This window comes from uncultured Methanobrevibacter sp. (assembly GCF_900314615.1).
Taxonomy (GTDB): domain Archaea; phylum Methanobacteriota; class Methanobacteria; order Methanobacteriales; family Methanobacteriaceae; genus Methanocatella.
In genome coordinates this window covers 65,076-84,594 of record NZ_OMWA01000003.1, presented here as the reverse complement: position 1 = coordinate 84,594, position 19,519 = coordinate 65,076, and the positions used below count along the sequence as shown (strand labels likewise).

The 19,519-nt window shown below is 33.3% G+C and carries 17 protein-coding genes; 6 read left to right on the top strand and 11 right to left on the bottom strand.

The features are described from left to right. Positions 1 to 3 precede the first annotated feature (3 nt). Genes QZN33_RS01555 through pyrH form a run of 3 tightly spaced genes read right to left on the bottom strand, consistent with a single transcriptional unit; the run spans position 4 to position 1,682 of the window. Complete coding sequence (locus tag QZN33_RS01555; protein WP_296788855.1) at positions 4 to 195, bottom strand: DUF2116 family Zn-ribbon domain-containing protein; 192 nt, start codon at positions 193 to 195, stop codon at positions 4 to 6. Positions 196 to 207: 12 nt separating this feature from the next. After that, positions 208 to 996: a TatD family hydrolase gene (locus QZN33_RS01550; RefSeq protein WP_296788853.1), complete on the bottom strand. Its 789-nt coding sequence runs from the start codon at positions 994 to 996 to the stop codon at positions 208 to 210. 8 nt (positions 997 to 1,004) lie between these two features. Next, positions 1,005 to 1,682: a UMP kinase gene (gene pyrH, locus QZN33_RS01545; protein ID WP_296788848.1), complete on the bottom strand. Its 678-nt coding sequence runs from the start codon at positions 1,680 to 1,682 to the stop codon at positions 1,005 to 1,007. Between the two features lie 88 nt (positions 1,683 to 1,770). Between pyrH and QZN33_RS01540 the strand changes: the two genes are divergently transcribed. Then, positions 1,771 to 2,463, top strand: coding sequence for a nitroreductase family protein (locus QZN33_RS01540; protein WP_296788845.1), 693 nt, complete (start codon positions 1,771 to 1,773; stop codon positions 2,461 to 2,463). Positions 2,464 to 2,484: 21 nt separating this feature from the next. Here the strand turns inward: QZN33_RS01540 and QZN33_RS01535 are convergent, their stop codons facing one another. Beyond that, positions 2,485 to 3,168, bottom strand: a complete 684-nt coding sequence (locus QZN33_RS01535) for an MIP family channel protein (RefSeq protein WP_296788842.1) — start codon at positions 3,166 to 3,168, stop codon at positions 2,485 to 2,487. 57 nt (positions 3,169 to 3,225) lie between these two features. Then, the gene (locus tag QZN33_RS01530) at positions 3,226 to 4,359 is read right to left on the bottom strand and encodes an adhesin (RefSeq protein ID WP_296788840.1); all 1,134 of its coding nucleotides are present in this window, start codon (positions 4,357 to 4,359) and stop codon (positions 3,226 to 3,228) included. Between the two features lie 462 nt (positions 4,360 to 4,821). On the opposite strand from QZN33_RS01530, the gene QZN33_RS01525 reads away from it, so the two are divergent. Beyond that, positions 4,822 to 10,476: a hypothetical protein gene (locus tag QZN33_RS01525; RefSeq protein WP_296788838.1), complete on the top strand. Its 5,655-nt coding sequence runs from the start codon at positions 4,822 to 4,824 to the stop codon at positions 10,474 to 10,476. Between the two features lie 266 nt (positions 10,477 to 10,742). Further along, entirely contained in the window at positions 10,743 to 11,177 is a 435-nt protein-coding gene (locus QZN33_RS01520; RefSeq protein WP_296788836.1) for a hypothetical protein, read from the top strand. A 9-nt stretch (positions 11,178 to 11,186) separates the two neighbouring features. Here QZN33_RS01520 and QZN33_RS01515 read toward each other — a convergent pair whose 3' ends face one another. Both QZN33_RS01515 and QZN33_RS01510 read right to left on the bottom strand, forming a co-directional pair. After that, the gene (locus tag QZN33_RS01515; RefSeq protein WP_296788835.1) at positions 11,187 to 11,768 is read right to left on the bottom strand and encodes a ZPR1 zinc finger domain-containing protein; all 582 of its coding nucleotides are present in this window, start codon (positions 11,766 to 11,768) and stop codon (positions 11,187 to 11,189) included. Then, entirely contained in the window at positions 11,761 to 12,705 is a 945-nt protein-coding gene (locus tag QZN33_RS01510) for a 3H domain-containing protein (RefSeq protein WP_296788834.1), read from the bottom strand. Before QZN33_RS01510 ends, QZN33_RS01515 begins: the two co-directional genes overlap by 8 nt. Before the next feature lie 189 nt (positions 12,706 to 12,894). Here QZN33_RS01510 and QZN33_RS01505 point away from each other — a divergent pair, with 189 nt between their 5' ends. Beyond that, the gene (locus QZN33_RS01505; RefSeq protein ID WP_296788833.1) at positions 12,895 to 13,941 is read left to right on the top strand and encodes a DUF1611 domain-containing protein; all 1,047 of its coding nucleotides are present in this window, start codon (positions 12,895 to 12,897) and stop codon (positions 13,939 to 13,941) included. A gap of 5 nt (positions 13,942 to 13,946) precedes the next feature. After that, positions 13,947 to 14,483 carry a cell division protein SepF gene (locus QZN33_RS01500; RefSeq protein ID WP_296788832.1) on the top strand — a complete coding sequence of 179 codons (537 nt, stop codon included), beginning with the start codon at positions 13,947 to 13,949 and terminating at the stop codon, positions 14,481 to 14,483. 5 nt (positions 14,484 to 14,488) lie between these two features. Here QZN33_RS01500 and QZN33_RS01495 read toward each other — a convergent pair whose 3' ends face one another. From QZN33_RS01495 to QZN33_RS01485, 3 genes are read right to left on the bottom strand one after another with little or no spacing between them, the layout of a single operon-like run. Continuing rightward, complete coding sequence (locus tag QZN33_RS01495) at positions 14,489 to 15,403, bottom strand: TDT family transporter (protein WP_296788831.1); 915 nt, start codon at positions 15,401 to 15,403, stop codon at positions 14,489 to 14,491. A 23-nt stretch (positions 15,404 to 15,426) separates the two neighbouring features. After that, positions 15,427 to 16,083 (bottom strand): Ig-like domain-containing protein, encoded by a 657-nt coding sequence (locus QZN33_RS01490; RefSeq protein WP_296788830.1) that lies wholly within the window; start codon positions 16,081 to 16,083, stop codon positions 15,427 to 15,429. A 20-nt stretch (positions 16,084 to 16,103) separates the two neighbouring features. Beyond that, positions 16,104 to 16,859: a TatD family hydrolase gene (locus tag QZN33_RS01485; protein WP_296788829.1), complete on the bottom strand. Its 756-nt coding sequence runs from the start codon at positions 16,857 to 16,859 to the stop codon at positions 16,104 to 16,106. 184 nt (positions 16,860 to 17,043) lie between these two features. Between QZN33_RS01485 and QZN33_RS01480 the strand changes: the two genes are divergently transcribed. Continuing rightward, positions 17,044 to 17,820 carry a winged helix-turn-helix domain-containing protein gene (locus QZN33_RS01480; protein WP_296788828.1) on the top strand — a complete coding sequence of 259 codons (777 nt, stop codon included), beginning with the start codon at positions 17,044 to 17,046 and terminating at the stop codon, positions 17,818 to 17,820. Between the two features lie 2 nt (positions 17,821 to 17,822). Here QZN33_RS01480 and glyS read toward each other — a convergent pair whose 3' ends face one another. Next, positions 17,823 to 19,517, bottom strand: a complete 1,695-nt coding sequence (glyS, locus tag QZN33_RS01475; protein WP_296788827.1) for a glycine--tRNA ligase — start codon at positions 19,515 to 19,517, stop codon at positions 17,823 to 17,825. Positions 19,518 to 19,519 lie beyond the last annotated feature (2 nt).

Here is a 19,519-nt window from a genome sequence, read left to right as displayed (position 1 = left end):
TCCCTATTTAAGAAATGTTAAACATGCCCAGATTATTAAGAATATTGCAATAACTACGTATAGAATTATCTGTGATCGTTTTCTTTGTTTTAATCTCATGTCCCAGACTTTTTGGCAATCTGGTGAGCATACAAGTTCATTTAATGGTATTGGGGTTCCGCATATCGGACAATGTTTGTGAGGTTCTACTGCCATTCTTTCATCTCCTTATATTTTAAAAAATTCTTTTGTATTCTTATTAACTTGAACTGCCAATTCCTCTGCATCAATTCCCATGCAGAGTGCAATTGTATTGAGTATATGAGGTAAATATTTTGGTTCATTCCTATTTTTTTTAGGTTTGAAATCAAAGTTTTTAGGTATTAAAAAAGGTGCATCTGTTTCAATCATTAATTTTTCAGGAGGAATTACACTAACTGCTTCCTGCAGGTCTCTTCCTCTTTTCATGTCACAAATCCATCCGGTAACACCGATATAACAACCTAAATCAATATAGTTTTGAGCTTCTGATTTTGTTCCTGTAAAACAGTGGACTACTGATTTTTCTGCAATTCCGTCATATTTTTTCAATATATTATATAAATCTTCATGTGCCTCTCTTTCATGCAGGAATAAAGGCATATCTATTCTGTCTGCAAGCTGCACCTGTGCTTCAAACCATTTTCTTTGAAGGTCCTGCGGTGAGAAATTTCTATTGTAATCAAGGCCGCATTCCCCGATAGCTACAACACAGTCCTGTTTAGCTATTTTTTCCAATTCAAACATGCTGTGTCCGTTACATGTTTTGGCATCATGAGGATGAACACCTGATGTTGAAAATAAAGTTTCCGGATATTTGGAAGCGTATTGCGCAGCTAATTGGCTTGAATTAACATTGGTTCCTGTGATAATAAACTGTTTAACACCAGCTTTTTTTGCTTCTTCAATTATTTCGATTCTGTCTTTTTTAAATGAAGAATGCATCAAATTCAAACCAATATCAATAAGATTATCCACGTAATCACCTATTCGTTAATGATTCTGGTTCCTATGGATTCGCCATTTACTGCCTTAATCAGATTTTCAGGTTCAAAACCGTTGGTAATTACAGTTTCAAGATTTGATCTTTTAATCATCTGCACGGCGGTGGTGTCGAAAAATTCATAGGTTCCTGCTTTGACATCTTTTCCACTTAAAAATTCAAGCAAATCAGTTGCAGTGATTTCAGGAACAAGTTCAGCATCATCAAATTTATTAGGGTCTTTTGTATACATTCCATCCACTGATGTTAAATTAATCAATTTGTCTGCACTGATATATTCAGCTAAGATTGCTGAAACAGCATCGGTACTGTGAGCAGGTTCAGTTCCACCCATTACTATTATTTTACCGGTTGCTGAGAATTCTAATGCTTCCTGGAAGTTATGAGGTACTCTTTGATATGCTGCATCTCCAAGTGCTGCCAACATTAATTTAGCGTTTATTCTGGTTACTTCAATTCCAATATCGTCACATTGTGCTTCTCCAGCACCTAAATCACGAACAACACTAATATATTCTCTTGCAGGTTTTCCACCACCTACTACAACAAATAATTCGTGTTCTTTTGCTAAATCTTTTAAAATAGCACTATACTCTTGGAATTTTTTACAATCATATTCTTTAAGCAATATTGATCCACCAATTGCAACAACAATTTTCATATATTCACCTTACAATAATGTATTTATTATATGTTATTTAAATTTTAATTAATTAGAAATTTAATTATTTTAAACAAGGTGTTTTTTCATGGATTTAGCAAATCAGATATATGTGAGGAAATCCTGCCGTAATTATCTGGATGATGATATTGACTTTAATCAGATACGTGATTTTATATCAAGTGTTGAACCTTTAGTAGGTGATATCAAGTTTCATTATGAAATTCTTCCCAAAGAGGATTTGAATATCAAAACCCGGTGGAAAGCTCCTTATTATCTGGCTCTTTTTAGTGAGAATAAGGATTTGGCACTGGTCAATTTGGGTTTTGTATTTCAGCAGGTGTCTTTGTATATGCAAAGTATTGGCATCGGCAGCTGCTGGGTGGGAATGGCATCTTTAAAAGCTAATGATCCGGAATTTGTAATTGCAATATCCTTTGGAAAATCAGATAGGATGACTCGTCAGCGTTCAGATTTCAAGCGTAGGGAACTGTCTGAAATCAGTGATGTTGAAGATGAATCTTTAATTCCTGCACAGCTTGCACCTTCCGCAATCAATTCCCAGCCATGGTACTTTAAACACACTGATGAAGGCTTTGATGTTTATCAGGTAAAACAGAATATTTTAAAACGCCAGATTCTTAAAAAATGGAATCCGATTGATGTGGGAATTGCATTGTCTCATCTTTATGTTTCAAATGAAAACAGCTTCAAATTTGAAGTTAAAGATAATTTTGAAAAATTGAAGGGTAAAACTTATATTGGAAGTATTAAATTTTAAAAAAAGAAAAGGGTAGAGGATTTAAGCATCCTCTGCAGTTAATCCTTTGTATAATAATCCGGCAATGACTGCACCGACAATAGGGGCTAAAATAAATACCCAAACCTGTTGTAAGGCTTGTCCGCCCATGAACAATGCAGGTGCTAAACTTCTTGCAGGGTTAACTGAGGTACCTGTTAATGGGATACCCATAATGTGTACAAAAGCAAGTGTTAAACCGATTACAATACCTGCAACAGTTGCATTTTCTGCTTTTTTAGTAACTCCGAGTACTGTGAATACAAATACAAAGGTTAAAATTATTTCTACGATTATGGCTCCGACAGCATTAAGTCCAACGCTTGATGCGGATCCAAATCCGTTTTGACCTAATCCGGTTGTCATGTATCCTCCAAGGTCTGGAGCGGAGTTAATAATAACGGCAAGGATTGCAATACCTATAATTGCTCCAATACATTGGAATACAATATATAAGATTAAGTCTTTTGTTTCCATTCTTCCATCAATCCACATACCTATTGAAACGGCAGGGTTGATGTGACATCCTGAAATGTCTCCTATTACATAAGCCATCGCTACGATTGATAAACCGAATGCAAGTGCAATTCCAAGGTTTCCCAATACTGTTCCGGCTATGGCTGCACTTCCACAACCAAATAGGACTAGAACCATTGTCCCTAATAATTCTGATATATATCTTTTCATAAATTTCCCTTCTTGATGTAATTTATTTCTTACGTTTTAATTTTGTCAGTTTAGTTATTAAAATCTTCGAATTCTCTTATATAATGTGTATGCAATGAATAATACGAACAATATTGCTACGAATGGGAATGCTTTTAATAATATGGAGTCATTAACTTTATCGAAATGATATTCCTGATTAAAGCCCATATGTTTTGCATCAGTATGGTTTTGAGTTATTTTAGCAAAGTTATATAATAAATCATAGTAACTGATGTGCGCTCCATTATATTCAATTGAATCTGGAGCTCTGCCGTTTTCATCCATATAATTTCTTACAATTCCTGCCATATTCATATAATCATAAATTGAGTAAGTGTCTTTTACTAAAAATGAGATTCCTAATGGGTTTTCAGGACCGTCAATTGCTTTCGGAATATCCAATCCGTTTCCATTCAGATATGAGCTTGTCTGGTAAAGCAGCTGTGCTGCAGTGTAGTTTCCATAAGTTCCGTTCATTTCAGTATCATTGCTGCTTAATAATGCTTTACTGGAATTAGCCATTGCACTTGGGGATATTTTGTTTGTTACAATTAAATTATCACTGTATACTTTTGTATCATTTCCGTGCGCATTTACAATATCGACAACTTCTTTAGCAATCTGTTCGTTCATCTTCTCGTCAAATCTGTCAATGTAACCGTTTCTTCCATTGTCTGGGAATTGTTTTAATGGCTGGATATAGTAAATTCCGTCATTTTTAAGGAATGTTCCTGGATCACGCATTCCCATGAATGTTTCATTGGAATAATTGTCATCCCATGCTCTTCTGAGATAATTACTATGATTGTCTAAGTCATAATCTCCTGTATTTACTAAAATAATCTGTTTAGGGGAATCCTTAGTTGATGTAGCTAATTGCATATAGTTTCCGGCATCACAGGCCGCCAGACATATGGATACATCACTTGTTACCTGTATTGCCCGGTATCCTTCGCCGGGTGATGGGGCCTGATTGTCGACAATTACCTGAAGTTCTCCTCCGCTAATTTCTTCTATGTACTTCTTGATAGAGTTTAGCATATCAATGTCTGTGTCATGGTCTACAATATTGTCTGCAGTTATAAAAACGGTTTTTGATGCAGTTACTCCTTGAACCATGGGCGCAATAATTAATAATGCTAATATTAGTATTGCAATTTGTTTTTTCATGTCTCTTTTACCTTACTTTTATTAATATATAATTATTATTTTTATTACTAAAATATTTTATTGATATCAATTTGTAATATTTCAATTGAATGGTTATATTTTCTCATTTTAACATTTAAAAATCATTTAAAACAATAAATTTAAATATAAAATCGTTTAATATCTATTTTGAGGATTTAAAATGATTATCTTTTATTTTAAGTTCAATTTAATAGAGTTTTGTAAAAATTTAATCGGGTGTATTAAATTAAAATAACTGCATAATTTTTGTCAAAATATTTGTTTAAAATATTTTGTGTTAGGTGGCTGATGACAGTTATACTATAAAATTATCTTTTATTTTTAAATTTGGTATTTGTAAATTAATATTTCATAAATTCACACTAAAATAAAAAGTTTAATTGCTATTTAATAGTTTTTTCTAATTAATGGTTTCTAATCGTCCTCGAAAAAGGTGATTGTATGTTAAAAAATTCTAAAATAGCTATTAGCAAGCATTTTCTAATTTCAATAACAGTCATTGTCCTCATGTTCACTTTTGTTGGTGTATGTATGGATGATGTCTGTGCTTCTGATTTAAATCAGAACGCTACTGGAATTGAAAATGAATTAAACATTGAAGATAAACTTGGAAATTCTCAAGAAAATATATTAAATACGAATTTGAATGAACAACAAACATTTGGTGTTGATCCAAATAATGAAATTTCTCTTTTGAAAGGAGGTAAGTTTTCAGATATTAGGGATGCGATAAATAGTGCAAAAAAAGATTATGTAATAAAATTGGGTGGAACATTTAAGGCTGAAAAGGAATTTGATCCGATAATTATAGACAAGAGACTGACTATCATGTCAGATTCATCTGCTACGCTTGACGGGAGAGGTTTAACACATATTTTTATTGTAGATGAAGGTGCTGCCAAAACAACTTTAAAAAACTTGAAAATTATTAATGGGTACCGTTCAAGTACGGCTGCAGGAATTTATGTTAAAACTCATGATGTGAAAATAACAGGTTGTGAATTCAAAAACAATGATGGGCATCATGGTTCTGCAATCTGTACGCCAAATGACAATTATACTGCAAGAAATCTGCTGGTTGAAAATTGTAAGTTTATTAAAAATCATGCAGTTACTCATGCTGGAGCAATAGTTGCAATGGCTGATAATTCAAGAATATATAACTGTACATTTGATTCAAATAATGCATATGATCCTACAGGTGTTAGGTCAGCTGTAGGTGGAGCTATTCAAATAGGAATGGATAAATTCCGTTCTAGAGGATATGTTTATGACTGTGTATTTAAGAATAATTGGGTAAAACCAACAGTAGAAGCATCCCATGGTGGTGCGGGCTGTGTTCGTGACGGTGTAGAATACAGAAATTGTATTTTCATTAACAACTCTGCTTCACAGGGTGGTGCTTTAACAATGCATGCTTCAGGGCTGATAAAAAACTGTACTTTCATAAATAATTCTGCCCTCTACTATGGTGGTGCTGTTTCAACAGGTTTTTCTGACATGGATATGAATTTAAAAATTCAAAACTGCATATTTGAAGGAAATGCTGCTCCAAAAGGTGGTGCGGTACAGTTAAAAGGAACTAACATTGAAATTATCAACAGTAAATTTGACAACAACAATGCTTCACAGACTGGTGGTGCAGTAAATATCATGGCAAAAACTGTAAATGTCGCTGATTCCACATTCAACAATAATATTGCATATGTTGATGGTGGAGCAATCTTTGTCACCGGTGAAAATACTCAAATTGCAGGTTCATCATTCATATCTAATGATGCAATTCCGGATTTGGACAAACTCGATGACGGTTTAGGTGGAGCAATTTACATTAACAGTTCTTATGCTAGCATAAAAAACAATAAATTTTATTATAACACTGCTAGAAATGGTAGTGCTATTTATTATGATAAATACGGTCTTAATCTGAATTTAACCAATAATATATTGTTTGAAAATCAGGCATGGGTTTATGCCCTTCCGATATATGCTCATGATATCTATTATGGTGAAGTGGAAAATATAGGATCTATAATTCATGGGGGAAACAATATTGGAAAATACAACAATTTAAGTGTATCAAATGCAATATACAATGGGGCAAATCATGCAAATATTGTCGTTGATGGTGAAAACCCTGTTTTAGGCGCTACAACTAACGGGCATCTATATCAGGATGACCGTGAATATAATATGAACATCTTATTGACTGTTGTTCATGAAGACGGCAGTGTTGTATATAACAAAACATTAAATTCAGACTGTTTTGGTGAAGTAAAGGATTCATTGAAAAATTTAAAAGTAGGAAAATACTATGTAAGTGCAAAACACTATGAAGATACATACTATAAAGGAATAACCAACACAACAACCTTTAAAGTCACAGCACAGGCAGACGGCAAAATCAGAAAATCAGTAAGTTCAAATGTCATTGATTATAGGGACATTGTTGTTTGGACTTTAAATATTGCAAATAACGGTCCTTCAAATGCTACAAAATTAGTCATAAGGGATGTCCTTCCTGAAGGATTAATTTACATTGAAGACGATACCAATGGAGCTTATAATCACGCTACAGGTACTCTGACAATAGACTTTTTGGAAGTTGGGGAAGTTTACACAATCAACATTAAAACTAGGGTGAACAAAACTGGTGAAATTACAAACAATGCAAATGTCACTGCAAAAGAATACGACTATAACTTAACAAACAATCATGATAACTCCACAGTCAAAGTAAATCCTGCATGTGATTTGGCTGTTGAAAAGACCTGCAATGTATCATCTGTAAATCTGACTTCATTAGTGCAATGGACTATTAAAGTAACAAATAATGGTCCGGATGTTGCAACTGGCGTTGTTGTTCGTGATGTGCTTCCTGAATCCTTGATTTGGGTAAGTGATTCCGGAAACTACGACCATAATTCTGGTGAATGGACAATCGGAACTTTAAATAAAGGAACTAGTGCTATTTTGAAAATAATTACAAAAGTCAATAAGACCGGTGCTATTGAAAATGGTGCATCAGTTTCAGGCAATCAAAAGGACTATGATGAGTCCAATAATTATGACAGCGCAATAGTTGATGTTAATCCTGCTGCTGATTTGGGTATTGTTAAAAAGGTTAGTGATATTGCTGTTAATTATACTGATGTTGTCAGATGGACTTTGATTGTTACCAATTACGGTCCGGATGCTGCAACTGGTGTTGTTATCAGTGATGTGCTTCCGAAAGGTTTTGTTTATATAAATTCAACTAGGCCATACTCCAACGGTAAAATTAACATTGGAAATTTGGCTAAAGGTGCAAGCGTTAGTGTTGATATTGATACTAAAGTGAATGTTACTGGTACTTTTGTCAATGTTGCTAGCGTTAAAGGAAATGAATTTGACCATAATTTAAACAATAACAAAGATAATGTTTCAGTCTTTGTTAAACCTGCAGCTGATTTGTCTGTGGTTAAGTTGGTTAATAATTCTTCACCTGATTTGTTGGATGTGGTTGAGTGGACTTTAACTGTTAGAAATAATGGTCCTGATGTTGCTACTGGTGTTGTTGTTCGTGATGTGCTTCCTGAATCTTTGATTTGGGTAAGGGATTCCGGCAATTATAATCATAATTCCGGTGTCTGGACTGTTGGGACTTTAAATAAGGGAGCTAGTGCTTCTTTAAAAATAGTTACAAGAGTCAATAAGACTGGTAATATTGTAAATCATGTTTCTGTCAGTGGTAATGAGTTTGACTTTGACATGTCCAATAATAATGCTTCAAGAAGTGTTTATGTTAATCCTGCTGCGGATTTGGGTATTGTTAAGCTGGTTAGCAATAGTGCTGTTAATTATACTGATGTTGTCAGGTGGACTTTGATTGTTACCAATTATGGTCCTGATGCTGCTAGCGGCGTTAAAATATATGATACCTTGCCAAAAGGTTTTATTTATATAAATTCCACTAAAAAGTATTCCAACGGCATGATTGAAATTGGAAGTTTAGCTAAAGGTGCAAGCGTTAGTGTTGATATTTATACTAAAGTGAATGTCACAGGTACTTTTGTCAATGTTGCTAGCGTTAAAGGTAATGAATATGACCACAATCCTTCAAACAACAAAGCAAACGTTTCAATATTGGTTAAACCTGCAAGTGATTTGATTGTTGGTAAAAAAGTCAACAACACAAAACCAAACTACAATAATCTTGTAACCTGGACAATAACTGTTACAAATGTCGGTCCGGATTCTGCCAGCGGAGTTGTTGTTAGAGAAATGCTTCCTAAATCTTTAATCTGGATAAATGATTCCGGTCTTGGAAAATACAATAAAAATACTGGCGTCTGGAATATCGGAAGCATGAGCATCGGTGAAACAAAATCATTAATCATAACTACCTTGGTAAATGCAACAGGTGAAGTTACAAACAATGTAACTGTTACTGGAAACGAATTTGACTACAACAGGTCCAACAATAAAGATAATGAAACTATAAATGTTTCAAAAGCAGCTGATGTTGAAGTAATCAAATTTGCTAATTCATCCTATGCGAATTATCTTCAGTTTATAAAATGGACTGTTATTGCAAAAAACAACGGTCCTGATAAAGCAAATGGTATTTATATTGAAGAAATCCTTCCTGAAGGTTTAAAATTAATAAACTATACAGCAACAAAAGGATTCTATGACAACAATATGTGGGCATTTTGCTGTCTTGAAAATGGTGAAAGTCAAACCTTGGAACTGCTGTGTCAGGTTACAAAAACAGGAACATTGACAAACATTGTCACAATCAATGCAAATGAATATGATCCGGATAAATCCAATAACAAGGATAATGAATCCATTTTGGTTCCAATATCTTCAGATTTGGCTATAGTTAAAACAGTTGATGAATCCAATCCGAACTATGGTGATATTGTTAACTGGAACATTACTGTTTACAATAATGGTCCTGATGATGCATATGATGTTTTTGTATTTGATTTGATGCCTGAAGGTCTTGAACTGCTTGAATACACTGCATCAGTCGGAAATTATCATGACGGAACATGGATTATCAACAATCTGGCAAACGGTGAAAGTGAAACTTTAATACTTCGCTGCCTTGTAAAAACATTGGATGAAGTTGAAAACTTTGCTAATGTTGTTCCTTCAGAATATGACTGGAATGAATCAAACAACAATGACAGTGAAAAAATTTCAGTAAATCCGATTGCAGATTTGGCTGTAATTAAATTGGTAAATGATACTAATCCTAATTATCTGAATCTCGTTAAATGGACATTGATTGTTACAAATTACGGTCCGAACGATGCAACCGGAGTCACAGTCAGTGATGTCATTCCAAAAGGATTGAAAATAGTTGATGTAATTGGCGACGGGGAATATGAGGATTCATTATGGTATGTCGGTGATTTGGTGGATGGTGAATATAAACAGTTAGATATAATCTGTAAAGTTCTCACTACCGGTGAAGTTACTAATGCCGCTGTAATTTGGGCGGACCAGGATGATCCTGATTTGGAAAATAATGAAGATGAAAATTATATTGATGTTCCTCCTGCCAGTGATATATCAATTACCAAAACTGTTTCAAAATACAAATATTCAGTAGGTGATTTGGTTAAATATTCAATCAAAGTAACCAATAATGGACCTGATAATGCTGAAAACATTAAAGTCCGTGAAATCATGGATGATAATTTACTTTTAAAATCATTCCGTGCCAGTGCAGGTGATTTTGATAAAGTGAATGATATTTGGTCTTTAGATGAGTTGGGTGTTGGAAAAGAAGCAATTTTGAAAATCAGTGCATTAGCGCAAAAAGCCGGAACTGCAAAAAATATTGTTGTTGCGGAAAGTGACAATTATGATCCTGATTTGAACAATAATAATGATACAGTAACTGTAAATATACACAAAAAGGATAAACCTGATAAAAATGTTTATAAAAAACATAATAAATATTCAAATGATGATTTAAGAGGATATTCTGAATCAATTCTTCAAAAACATGTGGCTGGTAATCCTTTCATGGTTCTTGTATTGTTATTTGTGTTTACAATGGGTGCAGTTTATGGTAAGAATATATTGAAGAAAAGATAAATTAAAGTAGCCTTCGGGCTACATTTTTTAATTTTTTTAAAACGATTTTTCGAAATTTCATAAGTATCAAAATTCTTAATTTCACGACTAATAATTTTAATAGTTATATATTAAAACGGTCGAATAATACTTCATTTCTTTAATTTAAACAAAACCTTTAAATAAAAGTTAAGATAAAGTTATAAGTAGATATTGATGAAATAACAATTTTTTATAAATTTTATCTAATGATTCAATATTTTTAATCAATTAAACGAGGTGTAATTATGGCTGAAGAAGAAATGATTGAAGAAACTTCTGAAGAATTTGTCGATGAAGAAGAAAAATTACCTTTCGCTAAAGCGGAAGTTGTACGTTTAATGAAAGAAAATCTTGATGATGACAAAATGATTAGGGAAAGGGTAAAAGTGGAAATGAACAAATTTTTAGGAGAAGTCTTAAAAAATGTTTGTAAACAATTAAATGAGTACCCATACACCACAATTGAGTATGAAATGCTTAAAGAATCTACTTATCCATATACTAATATTGAAAGAATTAACCAAGAAAAAGAAAGAATTTTATTACATTTAGAAGCTATTAAAGCAGACTGTAATGCATTAGCTATGGATGTACAAAAAACATTAAAATTAAAAGATGTTGTTGAAGAAGACACTTTCAGTTTTTCAGCAAATCTGGATGAAGAAGAGGAAGAAGAATAATCTTCTTTCTTAATTATCTTCAATATGACTAAAACCTGTTTTTAAATCTTTTAATTCCTCTTCAGGAATTTCTAAAATCTCAGCTTTATCACTAACTATTTTACTTTGTCCGAAAGGATCTAGAATGATTAATGTTGCTGTACGATTACCTTCTTTTAGTTCTTCGATTTGTCTTAATGCATTTTTACCATTCTTTTGAGATTCATCATCATCAAACAGCATCAATGCTTTTTTGACTGCATCTTCAAAACGGTTCAGCATTCCTTCAACATTGGTAACGTATCCTTCAGATTTTGGTCCTGGCTCTACTTTAATACCTACTTCAGGAATTGAGACTGTAGCGGACTGTGATCTGACAACTCTAACAGTTAATGTATTTTTATTGATTTCCAGAACGTATTTTGCAGGTTCATTCTGTTCCAGGGCAATAATGTCACTGTGTTTGAAGCCGCATTCAGGGCATTGAATGCTGGTTTCCAAAACTTGTCCGAAATGGGGAATTTCAAGTTCTTTCATAATTGATTTGGCTTTTCCTTCGACACCGCATGCCGGACATTTGATAATCATTTCAGTTAATTCTTCTTCATTCATTTAAAACATATCCTTTTTCTTTCAATTCTTTAATAATGTTTTCTAATTTTTCTTCATTAGGAGCACAGATTGTAGTTTTCCTATATTCTGATAATTTGTAAAGTCCTTCCAGGTCATCTTTTTTAGTTTTATCCTCTTTAAGTTTTTCAATAAATTTATTAGAGGATTCTAAATCAGAAACATTTATATTTCTAATCAATGGCTCCTTAAATCCTTTGATATTGTATGTGACATTCTGGAGGCTTCCATTGTTTTTGTTGATTATGATGTCGATAACGTCCTCCAACTCATCAACAGTGTTTATCAGGTTGATAGTTGTGCAGGATTTGTTAATAATTGATAAAATTTTATCTAATGTTTTTGGAATTTCTTCTGCTTTAATTACTGATGCATCATGACTTTCCGCTTGCTTTAACAGGTGGTCATGGATGATTCTATTTTCTCTAAAGAAATCAAGTTGTTTTCCACCTCTGTGAATTTGAACAGCCCTTTTGACAAATCTTTCCTTATGTGCCTCTTCATCAGAACTCAAAACGAAAAAGTAGATGTTTGCAAATTCTTTAAATTGGTCAATATTAATTAGCCCAGGAACCAGATGAACTCCTTCAATTATAATGTCGTCATAGTCAGTGATAGCTCTTTGTATGATTTTTTCTAATGCCGGAATTACATATGAAGCGTGTTCATCAAATCCTGCTGAAATCAGTTCTTCATAGCTTTCAAAACGATTCTTATTTCTCAAGTGTTTGTATGCATCGTATGATGAGCTGTGAAGTGCAGGGGCATATTCCTTCCCGATAATTCCTCTAACAACAGCTCTTATAAAGTCACTTTCAATTAAGTGTTTTATATTTAATGTTTTAGCCAATTCTGCAGCAATTGTTGACTTTCCAATTCCAGATGCACTTCCAATTAGTATGACATAGGGTTTTCTCATATTATCTCCCCAATTATTTTTTTTATTTATATAATATTATGGAAATTATACCATAAAACATTATACTTTATTAATGTGAAAATTTATAAATAATTATAATATCATTTTTTGAAATTTTTTTGAAAAATTAATATTATAAATTTACATGATTAGTTATAAGTTATAAATTATAGGAGAGGGGTGAAGTTTTTGTATTCAATAAATTCAGTTAAAGAAATTCAAGATTTAAATCCATTCATTGTCGTTGGATGTGGTGGAGGAGGTGAAAAATTCTCCAATCTTGAAGGTGTTGAAGCAGTAGGTTTCATTGATGATGATGAAAGAAAACAGGGTAAGGAGTTCTGCGGCCATATTGTTTGTAATAGTCTTGAAAATTGTTTAAAAGAATCTCCTGATGCAAAATCTCTTGTTATAATGTTACCTATTGGTGCTGAAGGTGCTGCATTGAAATATGCTGTTCAGGCAATTGATGCCGGTTTGAATGTTATCACTTCATTTAGATCTTTATCTATTGAAGAAAACCTGTCTTTAAAGAAGTTTGCTGATTCAAAAAATGTAGTAATAAAAGAAATTGGTCCTAGATTAGATGTAGTCGAGAAAATCGCTGGAGTAGCCCCTGAAAAATCATGTGAAGTTTTACCAAAAATATCCTATACTCCTAAAGCTCCGGTAATATTTGTTGGAGGAACCTCTCAGGAATGTGGAAAAAGAACCACAACTAAAAAACTAGGTATTGCAAGTGCTGAGAGAGGATTAACCCCGGCAATCATCTCTACTGATGAAATGGGATTGGAAGAACCAACTGATTTTAACTTTAGAGCAGGAAGCTTATCTGCAATGGATGTTCCTGCAGCAGTGTTATCTGCAATTAAATATGTTGAAGAAACTAAACATCCTGATATTATTTTTATTGAAGGTCAGTCCAGTTTAACTGAAGACGGAAACCCTCATCCAAGAGGTTTGTCTGCTGCGATATTGATTGGCGCAGCACCTGATGCGGTTATTGTTGGACACAGGCCAAATCATCCTTACAGGGAACCTCGCGGTATTGCAGAGGAAATTAAAGCTATTGAAGCTGTTGAACCTACAAAAGTTGTTGGACTGTCAATTAACTTTAAAAACTCTGAATCTGATATTGAGTCATTTGAATCTCAATTTGGTTTACCTGCTGAAGATGTTTACAATAATGGTGCTTCAAAATTATTAGATGCTATTATAGAATATTTAGAGGAGTAATAAATATGGGTTTCATGGATAATTTAAAAAGAAGTTTAGGTTATGAAGAGGAAGAACTGAATAACGGTAATAATAATAGTGATGCTCTTTCAAATTTATCCGACATGTTCAACAATCTTGTAAAACCTAAAGATGGCCCTAATCATCAACAACAGCAAAATACATATCAACAATATAGGTCTGAACCAAGGCGCACACCAACTCCAAATCCTCGTCCAGCTCCTACTCCCGTTTATGATGATTATGATGATGATTATGTGATAATTCCTGAACATTCTTTTTATGAAATTGTTTTAATCAGGCCAAAAACCATAGATGATATCAATTATGTTGTAGATCAGGTAATTGAAGAGAATAATCCTGTTATTTTGGATTTGTCATTTTTAGAAAAAGAAAGTGCAGCTAATTTTAAATTGGCTGGAGATAAAATTAAACAAATGAGAGAAAGATACGGTGTTCAAGCGTTACTGCTTGCAAGAACTGAAGATAAGGACTTGCTCATTGTATCTCCTAAAAAAGTTAAAGTTATCAATAAAGGATAAGTAGATTAATCTCTACTTTTCACTATTTTTAAGAATTTAACATATCTTATTAAGATATATAATACAATAACAGTAGCTATAGCTATTTCTATTTTTAATATACTGTCCAGAATAACATTAAATCCTAATTTTGACATTACTCCTTTTGTAGCAAGGGCACTTATTACAAATGGAAATGTAAATGCTGCAAAACTCGGATAAAACTCTAAATTTCTGTACTCGATGAATTTTGAAAGTGCAAATATGTAAAATACGCATGCAATCAGATATAATGCCAGCAGGAATTCATTAATCATGGTTTGAGATGAGTTGATGTATCCTACAATCAGAATGCTTAAAACTGCTGTAAAGATACAGATTAATGGTTTATTTGCGTCAGGGACATTGGGATGTTTTAAATATCTGTAAATTACCAGCGGCAATGTAATCAGCATTGAAATAAATCCTATGATGAAAAATATGAATCCTATTTCATTCATGCCGTGTACGTTTGATGTTATTGCCCCCATGGTTATTCCCACAAACACTATCCAGTAGCTGGGATAGACATTCGAAATATTGAAATTACGGATAATAAAATGATAGGTAAAGTAGATCATTAGCAGAATATGCAAGACTATTCCAATTATCCATATGGCATATGCAATACTTGGACTAAATTGTATGATGTATGTAGATAGAATCATCAAACTCATTGAAAAAGTCCCGGAACTGCTTACAATTACAGGATTTTTAAAGTCCTCTTTAATGGAATTCGGATAAAATATGATTTTCAGAACCATTAAAATTAAAAAAATTATTCCAATACTTCCAAATAGGTATCTGAGATATGGATGGATGTCCTGGCTGAGATTACCTAAGGATAATAATGCAAGAATCAGTCCGCAAACTGATATTGGAATATTTTTTATAAGACTCATGTTATACTATTTGGCAGTTTAAATTAGTATCTGTATCCGTATGTGATTACATATCCGTTTTCATCGACGAGACGGTAATATCCGTCGTCGTATCTTATTTCCTGATTGCCGTCAGATAGTGTTTTCCTGGAAACTTCATGTTCACTCGGATTCCATCCGTCACTGGTTACTTCACTTTCATGATAGGGATTGTAGCCTTTGTAATTCGCATTATTTGTTGGGCGATTGGCATCGATTGGATTTGTTGAACTACTTGATTCTCCGCTGGATTCGCTGATGCTTGATGTACTAACTTCATCTGAGTATGTGAACTTTTTGTGTGAATTTGCAGCTTTGTAATGATTGTCTCCATCGAATGTAACGTTAACTACGTAATTTCCATCTTCAAGATCAGTTACAGTCAATACACATAATCCATTTTCATTGGTGGTTAAATTATAATCTTTGGTTGTATTGTCGCTTTTTAGTTTTACACTAATTTTTTTGTTGGCTATTTGAGTTTTATTGAAATCAACCAGTCGGATATTGATTTTGTCTCCGTTGGATAATGATTCGTTGCATTTAATGTTAATCTTACAGTCTTCTTTGCCAAAATTTTGGGAAAATAATAAACCTAGGCATGCTGCAAGGATTACAATTATTATAATCAGTAAAATAATAATTATGTGATTGTTATTCATAATTTACACCTTTTTAAATTTTAGATATTGAAAAATCTTTGAGCGTTTTTGTGAGATGCCTTTTCAATTTCCTTTTGAGGATAATTCAGTCTATTCAGTTCCCTTACTGTTTTTGGAACTGACAGGGGATCTGAAGGCTTATTGCTGATATCACTGTTTAAGAGAAATTTATCAAATCCGTACTCATCTAAAATAGATATTGCTTCATTTTTATCCATTTTTTGAGGCTGCACGGTCAAACCCAGCATGCAATCTGTATTTATTGCATCACCAACAACATCTGGATTTATATGGTCTATTACTGCATTTTTTTCATCAAGATGTTGTGGTAAAATTTCTAAAATCTTATGTAAAACTTCTCTTTTGTTTTTTCTAGGGGTATGGATAATCACTTTGGAGTCTGTATCATTTGCAATGTCCAGCTGTTTTTTGAATGTATCAATTTCACATTCTGTTAAATCTTCAAGACCTATTTCACCGATTGCTACAATCTGGCTGTTTTCAATCCATTTGTATAAGTTTTCATAGATTATTTCAGGATTTTCAATTGAGTTTGTCGGATGTATTCCCAATGCTACTTTTAAATCAAGTCCATATTCCTTTGCCCTTTTTGTATCGTATTCCAGAATCCTGTTTAGATGATTCAGAAGTATTGTTTCGTTATCTATTTTATATGGATAATAGCTGCAGGTTATTGCAGTATCGATTCCTGCAAGATACATCATTTCAAAGTCTTCGCTACTTCTTGAATCCGCATGCATGTGAGTGTCAATCATTGTTTTTCCCCAGTAAAATTTATCTAATCACATTTTTGTCACTTTTTCTTTAAAAAAATATCCCAAAACTTCTTTATTTATAAGTGTTTTGCAAGTGCAGTTCTGTGATTTTCTTCACTTGGCATTATTTTATATTGTATAGTAATAAAAATTAGTAATTAAGTAATACTACTTAGGTGATTACATGGTAGATACTAGTGAATGTATAAAAAATTTTGATACAATATTTGAAGACGTAAAATTCACAACAAACTCGTTTGTGAGATTAAAAGTACTGGCAGTTCTTTTTGAAAAGCCAAGAAACATGAAAGAAATGACTGATGCAACACAGTTCAGCTACAGTGCAGTTTCAAGCACAATCCATGATCTGGAAAATAAAAATTGGGTTTACAGAGACCACAACAAATATTTCCTAACCAATTCAACAAAAATACGCATTGGAAACATTCTAGAATTGGATAACATGTTCTCATTGATAGATGAGTTCTTTAACATTTTACACGGACATATTGTTGATATGATTCCTGTCGATTCAATATTGGACTTTAAGATGCTTCAGACTGCTGATATGATGGAGTCCAGTGGTGTTGATGCATATAGGACATATCAGTATATCCAGAATTGTCTGGAAGGTGCTGAATGCGTGAGATGTGTAATGCCAATTTTCTATGAACCGTATTTTGAAGTGCTCAGTGAACTGATATCTGATGAAAAAGATGTTGAGATATATGTTCCTGAAAACCTTCTAAACAGTTTTGAGATTAAATCCGGTATCGAATGTCTGAATCCATTTGATGAACTTGATTCTTTTTTATTGATTATCACTGATAAAGAGATGGTTCTGGGATTTTTCATGGACAATGGTTATTTTGACCAGACAAGGATTTTAACATCAAAAAATGAGGATTCTTTAATATGGGCTAAGAATCTTTATAAAAATTTAAAAATAAATGAGTTTTAAACTCATTTATAATATTTTTCAAGGTAATCTTGTAATTCGCTGATTGCTATTCTTTCCTGAGCTTCACTGTCTCTGTCTCTGACAGTTACATGATTATCTTCAAGAGAGTCAAAATCAACGGTTACTGCAAGAGGAATACCAATTTCATCAGCTCTTGCATATCTTTTACCTATAGTTCCGCTTGCATCGTATTCGACAGTAAATCCTGCCATTCTTAAGTTTTCAGTTAATTCCTGAGCAATTTCACGAGGTCCTTCCTTGTTGACAAGAGGGAAAATTCCAACTTGAACCGGAGCTACGGATTTGTTGAATTTGAAGTAGTCTTTGCCTTCAGTTTCTGTAAATGAATGGAGCAAAACAGAATAGGTAATACGGTCGATACCGAATGAAGGTTCAATAACATGAGGAGTGATTTTTTCACCGGTTATTTCCTCTTCGACATCTTCAAAGATAAGCAGATCTTCTGTTACTTCATATTCTTTATCTAAATTAACTGTAAATTTACCATCTTTTTCAATAGCTTCTTTTACTTCATTAACATCAGCTTCTTCAATAGCCTGTTTGACTTTTGGAGAATCTCCTTTAAATATAGGTCCGAATTTGGATAAGTTAGGTTTTACAATTGTTTTTTGGACTTTTTTAGGTTCATCATATTCCACGAATACATTTAATTCATCGTTACTGAATTTGGAGTGTGATGATAAATCGTAATCTCCTCTGTCAGCTATTCCGATGATTTCAACCCATCCGTATTTGTCGGTTTTAACTTCCACGTCCCAGCAGTCAAGAGCATAGTGAGCCATTTCTCCTGCCAAATGCTGTCTGAATCTTAAAACATCTTCAGGAATTCCAATTTCAGTTAGGAATTTACGGGCTAAATATAACTGGTAAATCAACATTTCATTAGCTACAATGCCTTTATCAAGTGCTTCACGTGCTGTGATTTCCAGAGGTTCAAGATTATTTTCCTGAACTTCCTGTGAATTTAAGCGCAATACTACATTTTCAATCTGTGAGAATTTTGGATGAGTTTTGTCTTTAGGATTTAAAAAGATTTCTGCTTCTGCTTGGGTGAATTCTCTAAGTCTTATAACTCCCTGTCTAGGTGAAATTTCATTTCTGTATGCTTTTCCGAGCTGAACTGCACCAAATGGCAATTTGCCTCTGAAAAATCTTTCCAATCTTTTGAATAAAATGAATATTCCCTGTGCGGTTTCAGGTCTCATGTAACCTACTTTATCCCCTTTTGCACCGATTTCGGTTTTAAACATAAGGTTGTAATTCCAGATATTGGATAACTTTCCTCCGCACTCAGGACAAACGATATTGTTGTCAATGACAATCTGGTCAAGCTCTTCATTTTCAAGGCTTTCCACATCTTCTCCGATGACTTCTTCAATAATGTGGTCTGCTCTGAAAACTTCTCCACACTCTTCACATTTACACATTGGGTCAGTAAAGTTATCAACGTGTCCTGATGCTTTTAAAACTTCTTTTGGCATTACTGTAGGGCCTTCTATTTCATAAAATCCTTCACCTGAAACGTATTGTTTTCTCCATTTTTGCATAATGTTGTTTTTCAGGCTTGCTCCGAGAGGTCCGTAATCTGTAAAACCTGATACTCCTGAGTAAATCTCAAATGATGGCCATAAAAATCCTCTTTTCGCACTAATATTTGACATTTTATCATGATTCATAA